15 protein-coding genes and 1 tRNA gene are annotated in these 15,569 nt (G+C 59.1%); 7 read left to right on the top strand and 9 right to left on the bottom strand.

Features of this window, described 5'->3' with window-relative positions; all coding sequences use genetic code 11:
• The coding region (locus Q0K07_RS11020; protein ID WP_294559229.1) for a hypothetical protein at nucleotides 1–181 on the bottom strand (181 nt) is incomplete at its 3' end.
• 141 nt (nucleotides 182–322) lie between these two features.
• On the opposite strand from Q0K07_RS11020, the gene rsfS reads away from it, so the two are divergent.
• The 5 genes from rsfS to Q0K07_RS10995 all read left to right on the top strand — a co-directional run bounded on the left by rsfS (nucleotide 323) and on the right by Q0K07_RS10995 (nucleotide 3,723).
• A complete protein-coding gene (gene rsfS, locus Q0K07_RS11015; RefSeq protein WP_294559228.1) occupies nucleotides 323–715 on the top strand; it encodes a ribosome silencing factor in 393 nt (130 codons plus the stop codon).
• A complete protein-coding gene (gpmI, locus tag Q0K07_RS11010; protein ID WP_294559226.1) occupies nucleotides 715–2,238 on the top strand; it encodes a 2,3-bisphosphoglycerate-independent phosphoglycerate mutase in 1,524 nt (507 codons plus the stop codon). Before rsfS ends, gpmI begins: the two co-directional genes overlap by 1 nt.
• Before the next feature lie 68 nt (nucleotides 2,239–2,306).
• Entirely contained in the window at nucleotides 2,307–2,534 is a 228-nt protein-coding gene (locus tag Q0K07_RS11005) for a hypothetical protein (protein WP_294559224.1), read from the top strand.
• Nucleotides 2,535–2,936: 402 nt separating this feature from the next.
• Nucleotides 2,937–3,593, top strand: a complete 657-nt coding sequence (locus Q0K07_RS11000) for a DUF6198 family protein (RefSeq protein WP_294559222.1) — start codon at nucleotides 2,937–2,939, stop codon at nucleotides 3,591–3,593.
• A gap of 53 nt (nucleotides 3,594–3,646) precedes the next feature.
• A tRNA-Arg gene (locus tag Q0K07_RS10995) sits at nucleotides 3,647–3,723 on the top strand.
• 364 nt (nucleotides 3,724–4,087) lie between these two features.
• On the opposite strand, the gene Q0K07_RS10990 is transcribed toward Q0K07_RS10995, so the two are convergent.
• From Q0K07_RS10990 to Q0K07_RS10980, 3 genes are read right to left on the bottom strand one after another with little or no spacing between them, the layout of a single operon-like run.
• On the bottom strand, nucleotides 4,088–4,930 hold the full coding sequence (locus tag Q0K07_RS10990) for an amidohydrolase family protein (protein ID WP_294559220.1): 843 nt from the start codon (nucleotides 4,928–4,930) through the stop codon (nucleotides 4,088–4,090).
• On the bottom strand, nucleotides 4,927–5,847 hold the full coding sequence (locus Q0K07_RS10985; RefSeq protein WP_294559218.1) for a DUF6282 family protein: 921 nt from the start codon (nucleotides 5,845–5,847) through the stop codon (nucleotides 4,927–4,929). The genes Q0K07_RS10990 and Q0K07_RS10985 overlap by 4 nt, the downstream gene beginning before the upstream one ends.
• 11 nt (nucleotides 5,848–5,858) lie before the next feature.
• Nucleotides 5,859–7,082 (bottom strand): MFS transporter, encoded by a 1,224-nt coding sequence (locus Q0K07_RS10980; protein ID WP_294559216.1) that lies wholly within the window; start codon nucleotides 7,080–7,082, stop codon nucleotides 5,859–5,861.
• Between the two features lie 165 nt (nucleotides 7,083–7,247).
• On the opposite strand from Q0K07_RS10980, the gene Q0K07_RS10975 reads away from it, so the two are divergent.
• Both Q0K07_RS10975 and Q0K07_RS10970 read left to right on the top strand, forming a co-directional pair.
• The gene (locus Q0K07_RS10975; protein ID WP_294559214.1) at nucleotides 7,248–8,168 is read left to right on the top strand and encodes a LysR family transcriptional regulator; all 921 of its coding nucleotides are present in this window, start codon (nucleotides 7,248–7,250) and stop codon (nucleotides 8,166–8,168) included.
• Nucleotides 8,165–9,058, top strand: coding sequence for a LysR family transcriptional regulator (locus Q0K07_RS10970; RefSeq protein WP_294559213.1), 894 nt, complete (start codon nucleotides 8,165–8,167; stop codon nucleotides 9,056–9,058). The genes Q0K07_RS10975 and Q0K07_RS10970 overlap by 4 nt, the downstream gene beginning before the upstream one ends.
• A 37-nt stretch (nucleotides 9,059–9,095) precedes the next feature.
• Here the strand turns inward: Q0K07_RS10970 and Q0K07_RS10965 are convergent, their stop codons facing one another.
• The 5 genes from Q0K07_RS10965 to Q0K07_RS10945 are packed head-to-tail and all read right to left on the bottom strand — an operon-like array spanning nucleotide 9,096 to nucleotide 14,755.
• A complete protein-coding gene (locus Q0K07_RS10965; protein WP_294559212.1) occupies nucleotides 9,096–10,283 on the bottom strand; it encodes an iron-containing alcohol dehydrogenase in 1,188 nt (395 codons plus the stop codon).
• 31 nt (nucleotides 10,284–10,314) lie between these two features.
• Nucleotides 10,315–11,499 carry an iron-containing alcohol dehydrogenase gene (locus Q0K07_RS10960; RefSeq protein ID WP_294559210.1) on the bottom strand — a complete coding sequence of 395 codons (1,185 nt, stop codon included), beginning with the start codon at nucleotides 11,497–11,499 and terminating at the stop codon, nucleotides 10,315–10,317.
• Nucleotides 11,500–11,510: 11 nt separating this feature from the next.
• Entirely contained in the window at nucleotides 11,511–12,518 is a 1,008-nt protein-coding gene (locus Q0K07_RS10955; RefSeq protein WP_294559208.1) for an aldo/keto reductase, read from the bottom strand.
• Nucleotides 12,519–12,542: 24 nt separating this feature from the next.
• Entirely contained in the window at nucleotides 12,543–13,943 is a 1,401-nt protein-coding gene (locus tag Q0K07_RS10950; protein ID WP_294559206.1) for an SLC13 family permease, read from the bottom strand.
• Nucleotides 13,944–13,969: 26 nt separating this feature from the next.
• Nucleotides 13,970–14,755, bottom strand: coding sequence for a carboxymuconolactone decarboxylase family protein (locus tag Q0K07_RS10945; RefSeq protein WP_294559205.1), 786 nt, complete (start codon nucleotides 14,753–14,755; stop codon nucleotides 13,970–13,972).
• Nucleotides 14,756–15,569: the final 814 nt, after the last annotated feature.

Below are 15,569 nucleotides of genomic sequence, written 5' to 3'. Positions count from 1 at the left end.
AAAGGCTGTACGTCCGCACCGTTTCGGCGAGTGCGCCAAGGCGGGAAAAGTCGCTTCCGTCCCCCGGCAGAACAAGGGCCGCGAAGCGCAGCCCGGCCAGGGCGGCGTAGTGCAGGGCGGAAGCGGCGTTCAGGCCTCCTTCGGCTTCCGCCGGGCTGAGAATGATGTGAAAATCCGTCATGGCGTATCCTCCCCGGGCATCATAGAGGGGACGGGAGAAAAAGAAAAGCCGGCTTTCCGGCGTCCGCTTTGCTATTTGCGCTTGCGCCGGGAATGATGTATGCTTACGCCCCATTCATATCGATCATTACTGAGGGACACCATGACCAAAGAAAAAAAGTATTCCACGCTTCCCGCGTCTGAAAAGGCTCCCGTCATGCAGCGCTGGCTGACCGAACACAAGGCGCGCGATCTGGCTGTGTTTCAGCTGCCGGAAGGCAATCCTCTGGCCGACATCGTCATCATCGCTTCCGCCTCTTCCGCCCGCCATGCCCGCAGCCTGGCCGACGGACTTTCGGAAATGTGCAAGCAGGAAAAGTTCGAGATACTCCGCACCGAAGGGTATCAGGAAGGTCAGTGGGTTCTGGTGGACCTCAACGATGTCATCGTTCACATTTTTCAGGAGCCTGTCCGGGAGCTTTACCGTCTTGAGTCTCTCTGGTCCGGCGCCGAAGCGCTGCCCGCCACAGCAGCGGAAGGAAAGGAGAATCTTTGATGTCTGCAGTAAAACCGACCCTTTTTCTCATTCTCGACGGCTACGGCCTTGCGCCGGCCGGTCCGGGAAACGCCGCCAGTCTGGCGAATACCCCCACGCTTGACCGTCTCTTCTCCATGCCCGGCATGGGAAGGCTGGACGCCTCCGGCCGTCAGGTCGGCCTGCCCGCCGGCTTCATCGGCAACTCCGAGGTGGGGCATCTCAACATCGGCGCGGGCCGCATCGTCTATCAGGACATGACCCGCATCGACATGGCCATCGAAACCGGGGACCTTTTCAAGAATCCCGTGCTGGTCGATCTTTTTGAAAAGACCCGCGCCCGCGGCGGCCGCATCCACTTCTGCGGTCTGCTTTCCGACGGCGGCGTGCACAGCCATATCAACCACCTCTTTGCTCTTCTGGAAATGGCGCAGAAGGAAGGCGTCCCCGCCCTTGTTCACGCCTTTTTCGACGGGCGCGACACGCCTCCCTGCTCCGGCATCGACTATGTGACCCGCCTGGAACCCGAACTGGAAAAAACGGGTGCGAAGCTTGCCGACATGGTGGGCCGCTTCTATGTGATGGACCGCGACAAGCACTGGGAACGGGTGGAAGAAGCCTGGAACATGCTTGTGCACGGCAAGGGTGAACGCGTTTCCAGCGCTGCGGAGACCCTCCGTGCGGCCTATGCCGAAGGCGAGACTGACGAATTTCTGAAGCCGCGCATCCTGCTTGATCCCTCCGAATCCGTCATCCGTGACGGCGACGGTGTGTTCTGCTTCAACTTCCGCGCCGACCGCGGCCGTGAGCTGGTGCGCGCCCTGACCGACCCGGATTTCACCGGATTCGACCGTGGCGTCATGCCCGATATGGCGGGCGTGGCTTCCATGACCTCGTATGAATCCACGCTTACCGCTCCCGTGGCCTTCACCAAGGACAATCTGGACAAGACCATGGGCGAGCTCGTCTCCTCCATGGGCATGAAGCAGCTGCGCATTGCGGAAACGGAAAAGTACGCCCATGTCACCTACTTCTTCAGCGGCGGCCGTGAGGCCCCGTTCGAGAATGAAGACCGCATCCTTGTGGAATCTCCCCGCGATGTCGCCACCTACGACCTCAAGCCTCAGATGAGCGCCGTGGAAGTGACCGACAAGCTCATCGACGCCTGGAACAGCGGCAAGTACGACTTTGTGGTGTGCAACCTGGCCAACCCCGACATGGTGGGCCATACCGGCGTCATCGAGGCGGCCATCAAGGCCTGCGAAACCGTGGATGCCTGCGTGGCCCGCATTGAAAAGGCCGTCATGGACAGAGACGGCATTCTGTGCATCACCGCCGACCACGGCAACGTGGAAAAGATGGTCGATGAGGAAGGCCGCCCCCAGACCGCCCATACCCTGAACCAGACGCCCTTCCTCATTCTGGAAGGGGGGAAGGCGCATCCCGTGGGCAACGGTAAGCTCGGCGACATCATGCCTACCATCCTTACCCTGTGGGGCGTTCCTGTCCCCGCGGAAATGACCGGCAACAACCTGCTTGTCTGAAAAAAAAACGGACCCCGCCTCCGCGCGGGGTCCGCATGCCTTTTTCTGGAACCTCCATGGAGGAAGGAATGATCCAAACCGAACCGGTCAAGCCTGAAAGCATGGCCATGCTTTTTGTCTACCCCTGTCCGCATTGCGGAAACGAGGTGGTGCTGGTGGCTCCCGTACAGCCCATGACGGTGACCTGCGGCTCCTGCCGCAACCGTTTTCCCATCGTTCCGGTGGATGAACGCACCGTGCAGTATGTCTATACCATGCTCGGCGACGGGAGGGCCGCGGTCAACCCCGGCTTCTGAACAGGTTCCCCGACATGAGGCCTGCCTTCCGGCAGGCTTTTTTTATGGAAAAACTTGCTATTATAAGCAATATTGAATAGAATATCATCATATCAATATATCAGTGCGGAGCCGAAAGCTCCGCGTTCTCAGCCGCGCGGCCGCTGAAAAGGCCGCAAAAGGCGCCGCATGTTCTCCTTCCGTCCGGGACGGAAAAGGGCCGTTCAGGCCAGGGAGGAAGGGGCGCCTTCGGCATTTTGACGAAAAGGAAAGCAGCCGGCGGTTCCTGCACCCGGAAAAGCATGTTTTTCCCGGATGCGGTGCCGGACTGTTAAAAGCGAGGCCGGTCCGGGAATACGCCGTGCCCTGTTTCCGGGGGGGCAGTTCTGAGGCCGGAAGAAAAATTTCACCGGGGTATGATGCATGAGCACAAGCATTTCCAAAGAGCGCGCAAAGCGCTGGGCTGTTTTTTTTCTCAGCCTGTTCTTCATGGGGAACGGCATTGCCCTGGTGACCAATGCGCAGCTGGGCACCACGCCCATTTCCAGCGTGCCGTATGTGGTCGCCAGAATTTTCGGCATATCCATGGGTACGGGCACCTTTCTCATCAATACCCTCATGCTTCTTGCTCAGGTTCCCCTTCTGGGAGAAACCTTCCGTCCCCGACAGTTCCTTCAGCTGCCGTGCGTGTTCGTCTTCAGTCTGTTCATCGACCTGGGGCTGTGGATCAGCCATGCCTTCATCCCCGAGGCGTGGTTTCTGCGCATGGGCATGACGCTTGTGGGCTGCTTCATCATGGCTTTCGGTATCATGCTGGAAATATCGAGCAGCACCACGGTCATTCCCGGGGAAGGCTTCGTGCTGGCGCTGGCCTACAGAACGCGGCTCCACTTCGGCAACCTCAAGGTCATCAACGATGTCACGCTGGTCTGCCTGGCCGCCGTGCTCGGCTGGTTCTGTCTGGGCAGAATAGAGGGCCTGCGGGAGGGCACCGTGGTCACGGCTTTTCTGACGGGGGTGTTCATCCGTTTCTTCAGCCGTCACTTCCGTATGCGCATTGAAAAGTGGTTCAAGCGTTAAGATGAAAAATTTTTCTTGACCACAGGGCAAACCTTAACTACAACACGAGGAGCGCGCTTATAGCTCAGCTGGATAGAGCAACTGCCTTCTAAGCAGTGGGTCGCAGGTTCGAATCCTGCTAGGCGCACCAGATATTTCAAGGGGTTATGCTATTGGAGCATGACCCCTTCTTTTTTGTGCATACCGTCCTGTGCATACTGAACAAGATCCGGCAAGGCTTCGACGGTCTCTTTTTTAATGTTTTTTCGGGGCGCGCTTCCGGGAGTATGCCTTATGCCCGGAGTGTCGCCGCAGATTCGCCGTGCGGCGGATCTGTTTTTGCATGCCGGCGGAGCACGCCGGATGCGGAACTCCTTGTTTTTCCGGTCTGCGCAGAGCCGGAGCTGCACCGGTTCATGCAGCCCCGGCTTTGCGGGATGGAGGGCGTGCCGCCCCTTATTCTTGTCTGTTGTTCTTCATGTTTTCCTTGAAGGAAGCGTTGTTGTCAGGATGCCTCAGGAAAGGCCGAACAGTCTTGCCGCATTGCTTCCGAGAACTTTTTCCAGAACGGAGGCGGGCATGCCGAGTTCCCAGGCAAGGCTCCTGTACATACTGAGGGCGTGCCGCTGGGAAAGAATGGGGTAGGCGGAGCCGAACATGATCTTGTTTTCCAGCATGGTGCATGCCGCCCGGAGGTATTCCGTGCCTCCGGCGTATCCGGCCATGTAGTCGGGTGAGAGGTAGACGTTGGGTCGCTTGAAGGCAACCCAGCACATCTGGGTGACGTTGGGCCATCCGGCATGGCCGATGATGATGGGCATGTGGGGGAAGCGCAGGGCCACCTTGTCCACGATGTCGGGGTTGATGTCCGCAAGGCAGGCATGACCGTAGGCGCCGAAGGTCACCATGAGAGGGATGCGTTCGGCATTGAGTTTCTCATAGAGCGGCAGGGCGTTCTGGTGATCCATGCGTCCTGTGCCCGGTTCAAGCTGCGGTTCGATGGCAACGCCCCGGAAATCGCCGTGGAGTACGCAGCTGTCCACGGTTTCCAGGGATATGTCGGGGGAATCGCCCAGATTGACGCCTGCCATGGCGATGAATCTTCCGGGCCAGGCCTTCATAAGCGGAGCAATGCTGGCATTGTCGCCTCCGCAGGGCTTGCGGACCGGTATCAGAGAGGCCGTGACGCCGCATTCATCCATTTCTGCAATGAGGCTTTCCATGCGATGGTCCCGCTGCGAGGGTTCGGGCCGGTATTTGAACATGCCGGTCATGGCCTCAAGGAAGGTATCGCCGTTCAGTCTGGGATCGTTGAGAAAGGAGCCGAAAGGGGGTCTTACCCTCATGTCTATGATCATGCCTGTGCCTCCGTTATGTCGAGAATGATGCCGGTATTGGTCCTTGTCATGCGGGAAACCTGCTCGGGCGAAAAGTTCTCCTGACAGATGAGGCACTTGGCAAAGGCGTAGATACTGGCGGGGGAGTCGGGATAGTCGGGAAGGGCGGCATCGGAGGAAAGAATGCAGTGCTCGAAGCCTATTTCGCGTATGCGTGCGGCCGCCTTTGCGACATTCATGTCGAAGTGGAAATCAAGATCAGGGCGTCCGGAATCGGCTTTTACCTTGCACTCATCGTTGATGACCCATTCCTCTTCGATGAACACGCCAAGAGCCGCCAGTTCCTTCTGTACTTCCAGCGGAGCTTTCGTGGTGGGCGATTCGGGGTGGGTCAGCACCGTGCGGAGGCCTCTTCTGCGGGTTTCCCGGCAGAAGACGACACTTTCCGCGGTGCTGATGTGTCCTGTGGCTACCGCGAGATTCTTTGCTTCTGCAATGTCCAGGACATCATGGACTTCCTGTCTGAGAGTGCCGTTGTCGTTCAGAAGGCAGATACCTGCGGTACGGAGATGTTCCGGCAGGTGCTCCTGCTCGTTGCGGGCATTTTTTGTCGGCATCCAGAGCAGGCGGGCGCCGAGTCCTGCAGCGGCCTCCACGGCATAGGGGTTCAGGCCGCCGTTATAGCAGTTGAGGGTGACGCCGCCGTAAAGGCGGGCTCTGGCCCCGGAATATTTATTGACAAGCCAGGCCCGGGTTCCCGTGTCGGTGTGGTGCGATTTGAGCACAGCCCCGGCCATGCCGAGTCGGTCGAGACTGCGGGCCAGCTCGAAATCGTCGAATCCTCTGGGGTAGAAGTCGGGGGAACAGTGCACATGGAGGTCAAAGCCTCCTTCTATGGCCTTCAGAACGGGTTCGGTCTGAAAATCGTACAGATCCATGGTTTTCTCCACTAGGCGGAAGGTTGTTCTTTTCTGAGATAGACGAGGAAGAAGGACGCTGCGACATGGATGAGGCATATGGCGGCGATGAACAGGAAGGCCATGTCGTAGCTCTGACGGATCATCTGGATGAAGCCGATGATGCTCGGCCCGAAGGAGCCGGTGATGCCGATGAGCGCCATGAAGGAATAGTTGATGGAGAAATACTTCTCGCCGAAGACTTCGCGTGTAGCCGTAGGCGTGAGGGCGGCCTGTCCGCCGTAGCCCAGCATGGAGATGCAGGCGCCTGCGATGAGCAGGGCGGGACTGCCGAAGGAGAGGCCGCACACCGCGGCGACGGAACCGAGGAAGAACACGGCGGAAACGATGAGGAAGGTCTTTCTCAGCCCGATGACGTCATAGACCTTGCCGAACATGGGGCGGGAGACGCCGTTGCAGATGCTCATGGCGCTGACGACCAGGGCGGCGGAGGAGGGGGCAAGGAAGAGTTCGCCGGTGAGGGCGGGCACGGTGTGGTTGAGGTAGCTCAGCGCCACAAAGACCCAGAAGGTGATGAGCAGGAAATATATGGAGAATTCCCTGGTGCGGAGCATCTGCTGCGGGGTGTAGTCCCTGCCCCCGGAACGGACGGCGCCTGTATGTTCGGCCTGCGGAAGGCGGGCGGCCATGTCTTCCGAGGGGGTGGAGATGATGAAGCTGCACGCGATGAGCACGCAGAAGTTGATGCAGGCAAGTACCCGGAAGGTGGAAGCAACGCCGAGGGAGTTGAGCAGAAGCTGACACAGCGGGCCGAGCAGACTGGCGGAAAAGGCGTAGCCCATGAGGAGCAGACCGGTGATGAAGCCCTTTTTTTCCGGATACCAGCGGGGCACGACGGAAATGGCGGTATTGTAGACCATGCCGACGGACATGCCCACGGCGAGGCTGTAGGTGATGTAGAGCATGACAATGCTCTCTGCCATGGAGGTCAGCAGCATGCCGCCGCTCATGAGGAGCGCGGCCAGGCGTATGATGCTGCGGCAGCTGAGGCGTTTGACGATGATGCCCATGGCCATCACCCCCATGGAGAAGCCTATGAGGAGGAGGGAGAAGGCAAAAGAGGTTTCGGCTCTGGTCCAGCCGAACTGCTTTTCCAGAGGACCGACAAAGACGCCCCAGGCATAGACGATGCCCAGAGCCAGAAGCATGAGGAATCCACCGGCCAGAACCGTGATGCGTTTTGCGCCGATATTCATGGCAATATCCTTTGCTGTTGAGGTTTGATGGTTTCAAGTCAACTATACGGGGGCCGGAATTTTCGTCCATACACGATTTTTCACACCCCCTTTTGAAAAAAAAGAATGCGCGTTGACCGGGAATGCGTATTTTTTTATCCTTTTTCAAAAGGGGGAGAGCGGCGTATGAAGTTCAATCAGCTTCAGTATCTTCTGGAGGTTGCTAGGCAGCATTCGTTCAACAGGGCCGCCGAGGCGCTTCATACCACGCCCTCCAACATCATGTCGGCGCTCAACAGACTCGAAGAGGAACTCGGCGTCAGCCTGTTCATCCGGTCGAGCCGGGGCGTTTCCCTGACGGCAAACGGCGAACGCATCTGTGCCGACGCGTCTTCCGTCATGGCCATGCACGACAGGTGGACGGGAGGAAGCGGCGGGAGCAGGCGGGAGAGCGTTGTTGATATTTCCGCCATTCCGGTCATCTATCACGCGGTGGCGCCCGGAATTGTTGAAGCGGTACTTGAAGAAGTTCCGGGTGTCATGTGCCGTGTCCACGAACGGCTCGTCTGGGAAATCAATGAGGATCTGCCTTTTCTCGGGGGCGGGCTGGCGCTCACCTATACGGACAACGCCGATGTGGAGAACGACATTTTCAAGCTCAGCAGAAACTGGAACGTCAAGGTCACGCTGCTGGCGGGAGACAGGTGGAAGATATTCGTGGGGCAGGATCATCCCCTTGCGGAGCGCGGGCATCTGGAAACAGGGGAGCTTGCGCAGTATCCGGCCTGCTTCAGCATGGCGCCCGTGGTCAGCAACACCTTTTACGGGGAATTGTACCGGGAAGACGCCCTTTTTGTGCAGAATCCCGCCCACATGCTTCGCGCGGTTGCCCGGGGCCGCCACTGGTGCATTCTTCCCGGTCTGTTCGGGGAATCCGTGCATGCCCAGACGGGCTGCCTTGTTCCGCTTGACATCGACGGGCTGGATACCGGCCTGAAATACTATATGTTGTCTCCTGAAGAGGATGCCATGAGCGAACATCTGAAGCTTGTGGCCTCCTGCATCGTGTCCTGTTTCAGCCGTATCGGCAGGCGGAAGCGCGCATGAACCTCAAGCATTGCAGATACTATACGGAAATTGTGAAGTGCCAGTCGTTCAGCAGGGCGTCGAAGCAGCTCGACGTCAATCCGGCCACGCTGGCCATTGCCATGAACACACTGGAGGATGAGGTCGGGTGCAAGCTGCTTTACCGCACGCCCTACGGCGTTTTTCCCACGGAAAAGGGGGAAGAGTTCTACCACGATTTTTCCAGAGTGTTTCATCTTCAGGACGTATGGAAAATGCAGGGCATGACGGGCATGCCGCAGCATCCTGTGTTCGAGGTCGGCGCGGTGCCGGCGCTCTGCAATTCGGTCATGCCCGACATGGCGCTCAGTGTCGCCGAAGGAGACCGTCCGGCGGTGCTCCATGTCGGAGAAATGCAGATTGAGGAAATCGATGATGCCATTCTGGCGAACAGACGCCGGACCTATCTGCGGAGCGTCAACCCCCACGAGGGGGAGCGGCTGCGCATTCTTGCGGAAAATATGGGCTTTCGCTGCGAAGTTCTGGGGGAAAGCCGTTGCAGGGTGTTCATGCACCCCCTTGATCCCGAGCGGGAGAGGGAAGAAATAGGCCCGGAGGTCTTCAGAAGCGGCGTTACCTGCTGCACCTGCAGCCGCTTCAAGGAACAGACAATGCGGAGGCTTTATCCCGGCAATCCCACGCTTTTCTATAATCAGCACTGCCTGCTGGACTATCTTTCCCGGCACTGCGGAACAAGGGCGCTGCTGGTGGATATTCTGGAGCGTTCCCCCTGGGTGGAAAGCGGGAGACTGATTACCCGTCCCTGGAACGGTCCCGACATGAAGTATGCGTTCTGGCTGATCTGGCCCGAGGAGAAAAGCGAGACCGCCGACATCATCCGTTCCGGCTGGGCGGGCCTGAATCTTTCATGAAGGACGTGCCGGGAAGTTTTTCCCGGCACGTTGCGGCTCAGCGGTAGGATTTCATGAGGATGTCCATGCAGTCCTCATCTTCAAGGTAGACGCGGTCGAACTGGAACAGCCTGCCGGAAACTTCCTTGGCATTGCGGATGATGTCGGGAAATTCCCCGGGGGTGATGCCGTAATCGGACATTTTGAGACTGTCCACGCCGCAGTCCTTCTGCAGCCTGTCCAGCATGGTGATGAAATCCTGGGGGTCGGAGGCGTCTTCCATGCCGAGCGCCTGAGCCATGCGGATGAAGCGGTCGTCGCAGACGTGGCGGTCGATGAAGTGCTGGAAGTAGGCCTTGCTGAGCAGAATAAGGCCCGCGCCGTGGGGAAGGTCGTGATGGAAGGCGGAGAGGGCGTCTTCCAGAGAATGCTGACTGCCCACACCGCCCACGCACATGAGCATGCCGGCAAGGGAGTTGCCGAGGGCGACATGTTCGTGGGCTTCAAGATCCGCGCCGTTTCTGACGGCACGGGCCAGGTGGCGGCCCACATGCTCCACACCGGGAAGGGCGAAGACGTCGCTCATGATGTTGGCCTGAGTGGAGATATAGCCTTCCATATTGTGGGAAAGGGCGTCCCAGCCCTGATAGGCGGTGAAGGCCGGGGGTACGGAAACCATGAGTTCGGGATCGACGAAGGAGAGCACCGGATAGAGGGCCTCGGTTTTCAGGCCCACTTTTTCCCTGGTGTCGGGATTGCTGATCACGGCGCCGCGGTCGGTTTCCGAACCGGTGCCTGCGGTGGTGGTGATGCACACCAGGGGCAGAGGCGCGCGGGTGACGGGCTTTTTGCCGCCGCTTCCGGACATGATGTAGTCCCAGTAGTCTCCGCCGTTGGTCACCACGATGGCCATGGCCTTTGCGGCATCCATGACGCTGCCGCCGCCCAGGGCCACGATGAAGTCGCAGGCGTTGTCAAGAGCCGCCTGCACGCCGGCGCGCACGGTGGAATTGAGGGGATTGGCCTCGACCTTGTCGAAGAGCACATGGCTCACGCCCGCAAGGTCAAGCTCGTTCTGTATTCTGGCCAGAGAGCCGTTCGCTTTTGTGGACCGGCCGTTGGAAATGACAAGCAGCGCTTTTTTGCCCGGGAGCTTCATGGAATGGATGCGCCCGGTGCAGCCGGAACCGAAGACGAGACGGGTGGGAATGAACTTTTCAAATTCCATCAGCTTGAATTCTTTCATGGTGTCCTCTCTTTATGAGTGTCCATACAGGTCAGCGGTACGATTTGACAAGGATGGCGTGGCAGTCGTCGTCGCTCAGAGGCTGAAGATCGTGCGTAAACAGCCGGGCGGAAACGGTTTTGGCGTAACTGACGGTTTTTGCGAATTCATCGGGAGTGATGCCGTAGTCCGACATGGCGAGACCGTCGGCGCCGCAGTCCGTCAGAAGGGCGGAGAGCGCCGTCAGAAAATCTCCGGGCTTTGAGGCCTGTTCCATGCCCAGAGCCCTGGCGAGCCTGATGAAGCGCTCATCGCAGACATGGCGTTCTATCATGTGGCCGAAGTAGGCCCGGGCAAGGATGATGAGGCCTGCGCCGTGGGGCAGGTCGTGATGGAAGCCGGAAAGCGTGTCTTCCAGTGCGTGCAGGCTGGTCACACCGCCGGTGCTCATCACCATGCCTGCCAGAGAACTGCCCAGCAGAACATGTTCGCGGGCATCGAGGTCCGAACCGTTTTTGACGGCGCGGGCCAGATGGCGGCCCACATGTTCGACCCCGGCGATGGCGAAAATGTCGCACATGACGTTTGCCTGATGGGAGACATACCCTTCCATGCAGTGCGACAGGGCATCGAAACCCTGATAGAGCGTATAGGAGGGCGGTACGGTCAGCGTGAGTTCGGGGTCGGCGATGGAAAGGACGGGATAGAGTTCCTCGGTTTTCAGGCCGAGCTTTTCCTGCGTGACCTCATTGGTGAGCGCGGCGCCTCTGTCGATTTCCGAACCCGTGCCTGCGGTGGTGGTGATGCAGATGAGGGGAAGCGGGGCGATGGTGATGGGGCGGCTTTTGCCGGTGCCTGCGCGCATGTAATCCCAGAAGTCGCCGCCGTTGGTCGCGGCTGTGGCAATGCACTTTCCGGCGTCCATGACGCTGCCCCCGCCGAGGGCGATGATGAAGTCGCAGCGGTGCGTTACGGCGAAGGCTGCGCCTTCGTTGATGTTCCGGTTGAGGGGGTTGGCTTCGATGCCCGGAAAGATCTCGTAGCTGACGCCGGCACGCTGCAGCTGCTTTTCAACCCGTTCCAGCGTGCCGTTTCGCTTTACGGAACTGCCGCTGGAGGTGAGCAGCAGCGCGCGGGTCCCGGGGAACCTGACGCGGTGGAGTGCATCCAGACTGCCCGAACCGAAGATGAGCCGGGTGGGGATGAACTTTTCAAAGGACATGGATGTGGCGATCATGGCGGGCTGGCCTATTTGCGGGCGTATTGGTTTTCGTTGGCGGAATACCGGTCGCCGGTGTTGGGATGGCGGTCGAGAATGGCCTGAATTTCTTTGAGATCATCGGCGGTGAGCGTCACGTCGACGGCGCCTGCGTTGTCCGCCAGATACTTGCGGCGCTTGGTGCCGGGAATGGGAATGAGGTGGCTGCCCTGCGCCAGAACCCAGGCTATGGCCATGCGGGCGGGCGTCGTGCCCCGGGAGGCGGCAAATTCGGCGAATTCCTGAGCAAGAAGCCGGTTGTTTTCACGGCAGTCCCCCTGATAACGGGGAAGGCGGCTTCTCATGTCGTTGCCGTCGAGCCTGGACATGTCGAGGGTGTTGGTCATCAGGCCGCGGCTCATGGGAGCGAAGGGAATGAGGGAGATGCCGAGTTCTGCGGTGACATCCTTCATGCCCGTGTGTTCCACGGTGCGGGTGAGCAGGGAGTATTCGCTTTCCACCGCGGTGATGGGGTGGACGGCGTGGGCCTTGCGCAGATCCTCGATGGAACATTCACTCAGGCCGAGATAGCGGACCTTGCCTTCCCGCACAAGGTCGGCCATGGCGCCCACGGATTCCTCAACAGGCACCTTAGGATCGATGCGGTGGAGGTAGTAAAGGTCGATGACATCGGTGCCCAGGCGCTTCAGACTGCGTTCGCATGTCGCCTTGATGTATTCGGGCCGTCCGTTGACGGAGGCGGCCCCGGGTTTGAAGATGTCGTCGTAGCCGGGGTTGAGCACGAAGCCGCATTTGGTGGCCAGAAAGACCTTGTCTCTTTTGGTTTTGAGCACTTCCGCCAGCAGTCGTTCGTTTTCGCCTTCGGAATAGGCGTCGGCGGTGTCCCAGAAATTGATGCCGAGTTCGAGGGCAAGTTCGAGAGTCGCAAGACTTTCTTCCCTGTTGCCGGAATCGCCGTAGGCTCCGGTCATGCCCATGCAGCCGAGGCCGATGGCGGAAACGCTGATGCCGGTACTTCCAAGTATGCGGGTTTTCATGATGATACTCCGTGATAGGCTTTTTCAGATGAAGAGGAAACCGTTGAATATCCAGTAGGTGACGGACACGGTCATGAAGAAGGCGATCATGATGAGGGATTTGACCGTGGAATATACGATGAACTGACGCATGCTCATCATGCCGAAGGAGAACAGTACGATCATGCACGACACCTCATGGGGCAGGAAATAGACGTCGGATGCGTTCATCAGGGTGATGGCGATGGCTTCGGGGTTGATGCCGCCGGAAAGGGCCGCCTGCCCCAGAGGGACCATGAGGGTGGAGAAGATGGCCGCAGGCGTCAGCACGATGTTGGCGGCCGTGCCGAAGATCAGGGTGAACACGGACAGGCCCCAGGCGCCCATGTTGCCGAGCATGGTTCCGAGTGTTGCGGTGACGAAGTTGTTGATGCCGAGGTGGGCGCCGACCACGCCGATGCTCATGCAGGAGGCGAGGAAGGCGATGAATCCGAACCCGATGCCCTTGAGGGATTTGTCGGTGGCGACTTCAACGCCGGGGGCCCACATGAACCACGGGATGATCATGAAGCCCCAGGGAATGGGCAGCTTGTGCAGAGGCTGGAGGAGCAGATAGGCAAGAAGCACGGCGAGGATGACGCAGGCCTTCTTTTCCTTCACGCTCATGGGGCCCATGCGCTCAAGTTCGGTGCGGAAGTATTCGTGGTTGATTTTGCTGTTGAATTCGCGGGTGTGGTACATGCGGGTCAGTATCCAGATGACGATCACCGGAACGAAGAGGAAGGGCCAGTTCTGCAGCGTCTGCAGGTACCAGGGGAAGATATAGTCGGCCCCCATCACCGCCTTCATGCCGCTTTCAAGCAGGCCGACGCTGAAAGGATTGTACAGGGTGGGGCCCATGGCCGAGGCGCCGATGGCGCTGGAAAACATGATGAGACTGGCTTCGCGGGAAAAGGGCTGGAAGTTGAAGGCCTTCACGATGCCGTAGGCAAAGGCGATGATGACGAGCCAGTGATTGTTGAAGGTCATCACGGCAAGAACGCAGCCTATGATGTACATGCCGTACAGCGTGCCGTTGTAGGTTCCCCCGCATTTCTGAATGACCCGGATGGCAACGCGCTTCAGCAGGCCGCATTCCTCAAGGGCGTTGGCAATGGCGAAGGCGCCGATGACCATGTAGACGGTGAGATTCGTCCAGGAACTCAGGGCCACGCCCGCAGGAGCGATGCCGGAGATGATGTACAGGGCGGAAACCAGCAGCGAAGGAAGCAGAACATTGGTGAAGCCGAAGCAGACGAAGATGATGAAGAATGCCGTGATGGCAAAGAACATCCTCAGCTGGGGCGTGAAGGTTTCGGTGACGGGAATGAGAAACAGCATGGCCGGCAGGCCGAGAGTGACGGCCCATCGGGTCCATTTACTGGAGAGCATGGAGGAATGTGACATGTCGGGTCTCCTGAAGAAACTGCCGGTTACGCCCGGCCGGAATCCTGTTCCCGGTTTTTCAGTTCGGCCTGCACTTCGTTGATGCAGCGCAGGGTATTGAAGGCGCGGGGAAAGCCTATGTACGGCACGCACTGGGTAAGCGCACCCAGAAGAACGGCGCGATCGTTGCCGAGGTTGAAGTTGCCTTCAATGTGTTCCCTGAGCTGTTTTACGCAGTCTCCCATGCCGATGAGCACGGCAAAGGTCATCAGCTGTCGTTCCTTCAGAGTGAGCCCGCTGCGGGTGTAGAGATCACCGAAGCACAGGCCGGTAAGCAGATTCTGAAAGTGCATCTGGTCGGCGGGAGTGGCGTTGTGTGCTCTGGTGATGAGCACCTTGAAGATGCCTTTTTTCAGGGCAAGGCCTTTTTCGAGGCGATTTTCGCGGGTAGTGACGCCCTGGGCGGGAAGAGGGAGGGGAATATGCTGCTCGGTGAAGATATCGTTGGCGGCATTGATGAAATCCGCCACTCTGGCCATGCCGAGGTAGGATGAGGCGTGGTAGATGATTTCCTTTACCTGCACGGCGGAAACGCCCGCGGAAAGCGCCGTTCTGACCGTGTCGCGGAACACGGTCAGGCATTGCGCGCCCAGAAGCACGGCAAGGAGTACTTCCATGCGGAGAGGGGCGGGAAGAGACACATGTTCCGCCACATCGTCGAAGGCGAAGTTGGAAAAGATTTCCGCGTATTCAGGGTCCGTAGCAAAGAGCCGGCTGAGCCCGTCGGCTGGGGAAAGCGTTGCCACCTGCGCCGAAGCTGTTTCGGTAAGCATATGATCAGACTCCTTTTTCTGGTTGAGAAAAACATCTCATGAACACTTTCAGCTTAGACCAGAAACAGCCTGCACCGTCCATACTAAAAAATTTAAAGGGGGGAGCTGTAAATCGTAAGCTCTTCCGGAAGGGCCCTTGTGCCCTGCCCGGATCCTTCCGGTCACGGGCGGGAATGGCGTTTTCGGGTGCGGAAGAGAGGAGCTGATCCGTCATGCTCCGACCGGGGGAGGCCTGTTCTGCGCTCCGGGGCGGCATGCAGGGAAGCGTTTCGGAAAAGCTGGCGCGGCCTTTCGCAGGACGCATCAGAAAAGGCGTTTGCCGCGGCTGTGTGCCCGTGTATGGCGCGGCCGGGCAGGGGGAGGCAGGGGATTTCCCGGAAGCTGGCGGGGGAGGGACAGTTTCTCTTCCCGGGGGAAGGGACGCTCCCCGATCCGGCTCTGGTCGTTTTTCCTCACAGGAGGGCGTTTTCACCAGAGGACGGCGAAGAGGCGTGAGCTATGGGAAGCGGGAAGGTTGGGGAGAGGGCTTTCTGAGGAAGGAAGGCGGCCGTGTCCTTTGCGTTTCAGCAGGAGCGCGCAAAGGCTGAGCGGTATCGGAAAACGGCGCAGACTGGGGGATGTTGTCCCTTTTCCCGGAAAAGGGGATTCTCCGGGCGGGCATGAAGAAGGGCAGAAGGCGAGGTTCCCGTGCACCGTTTTTTTTGGGGGGGGAGAGCTCCTGTCTGTACACGTTGAGCGGCGACGGGCGCGCCCGAGGTGCTCATTTTTTCATGAGGGGAAGAAGCAGGTACGGCCCCTGTTCCTGCGAGTTGTC

The sequence above is a fragment of the uncultured Mailhella sp. genome (assembly GCF_944324615.1).
In the GTDB taxonomy this organism is placed as follows: domain Bacteria; phylum Desulfobacterota; class Desulfovibrionia; order Desulfovibrionales; family Desulfovibrionaceae; genus Mailhella.
Note: the sequence above shows the minus strand (reverse complement) of the source record. Positions and strands in the feature narration are given on the sequence as shown.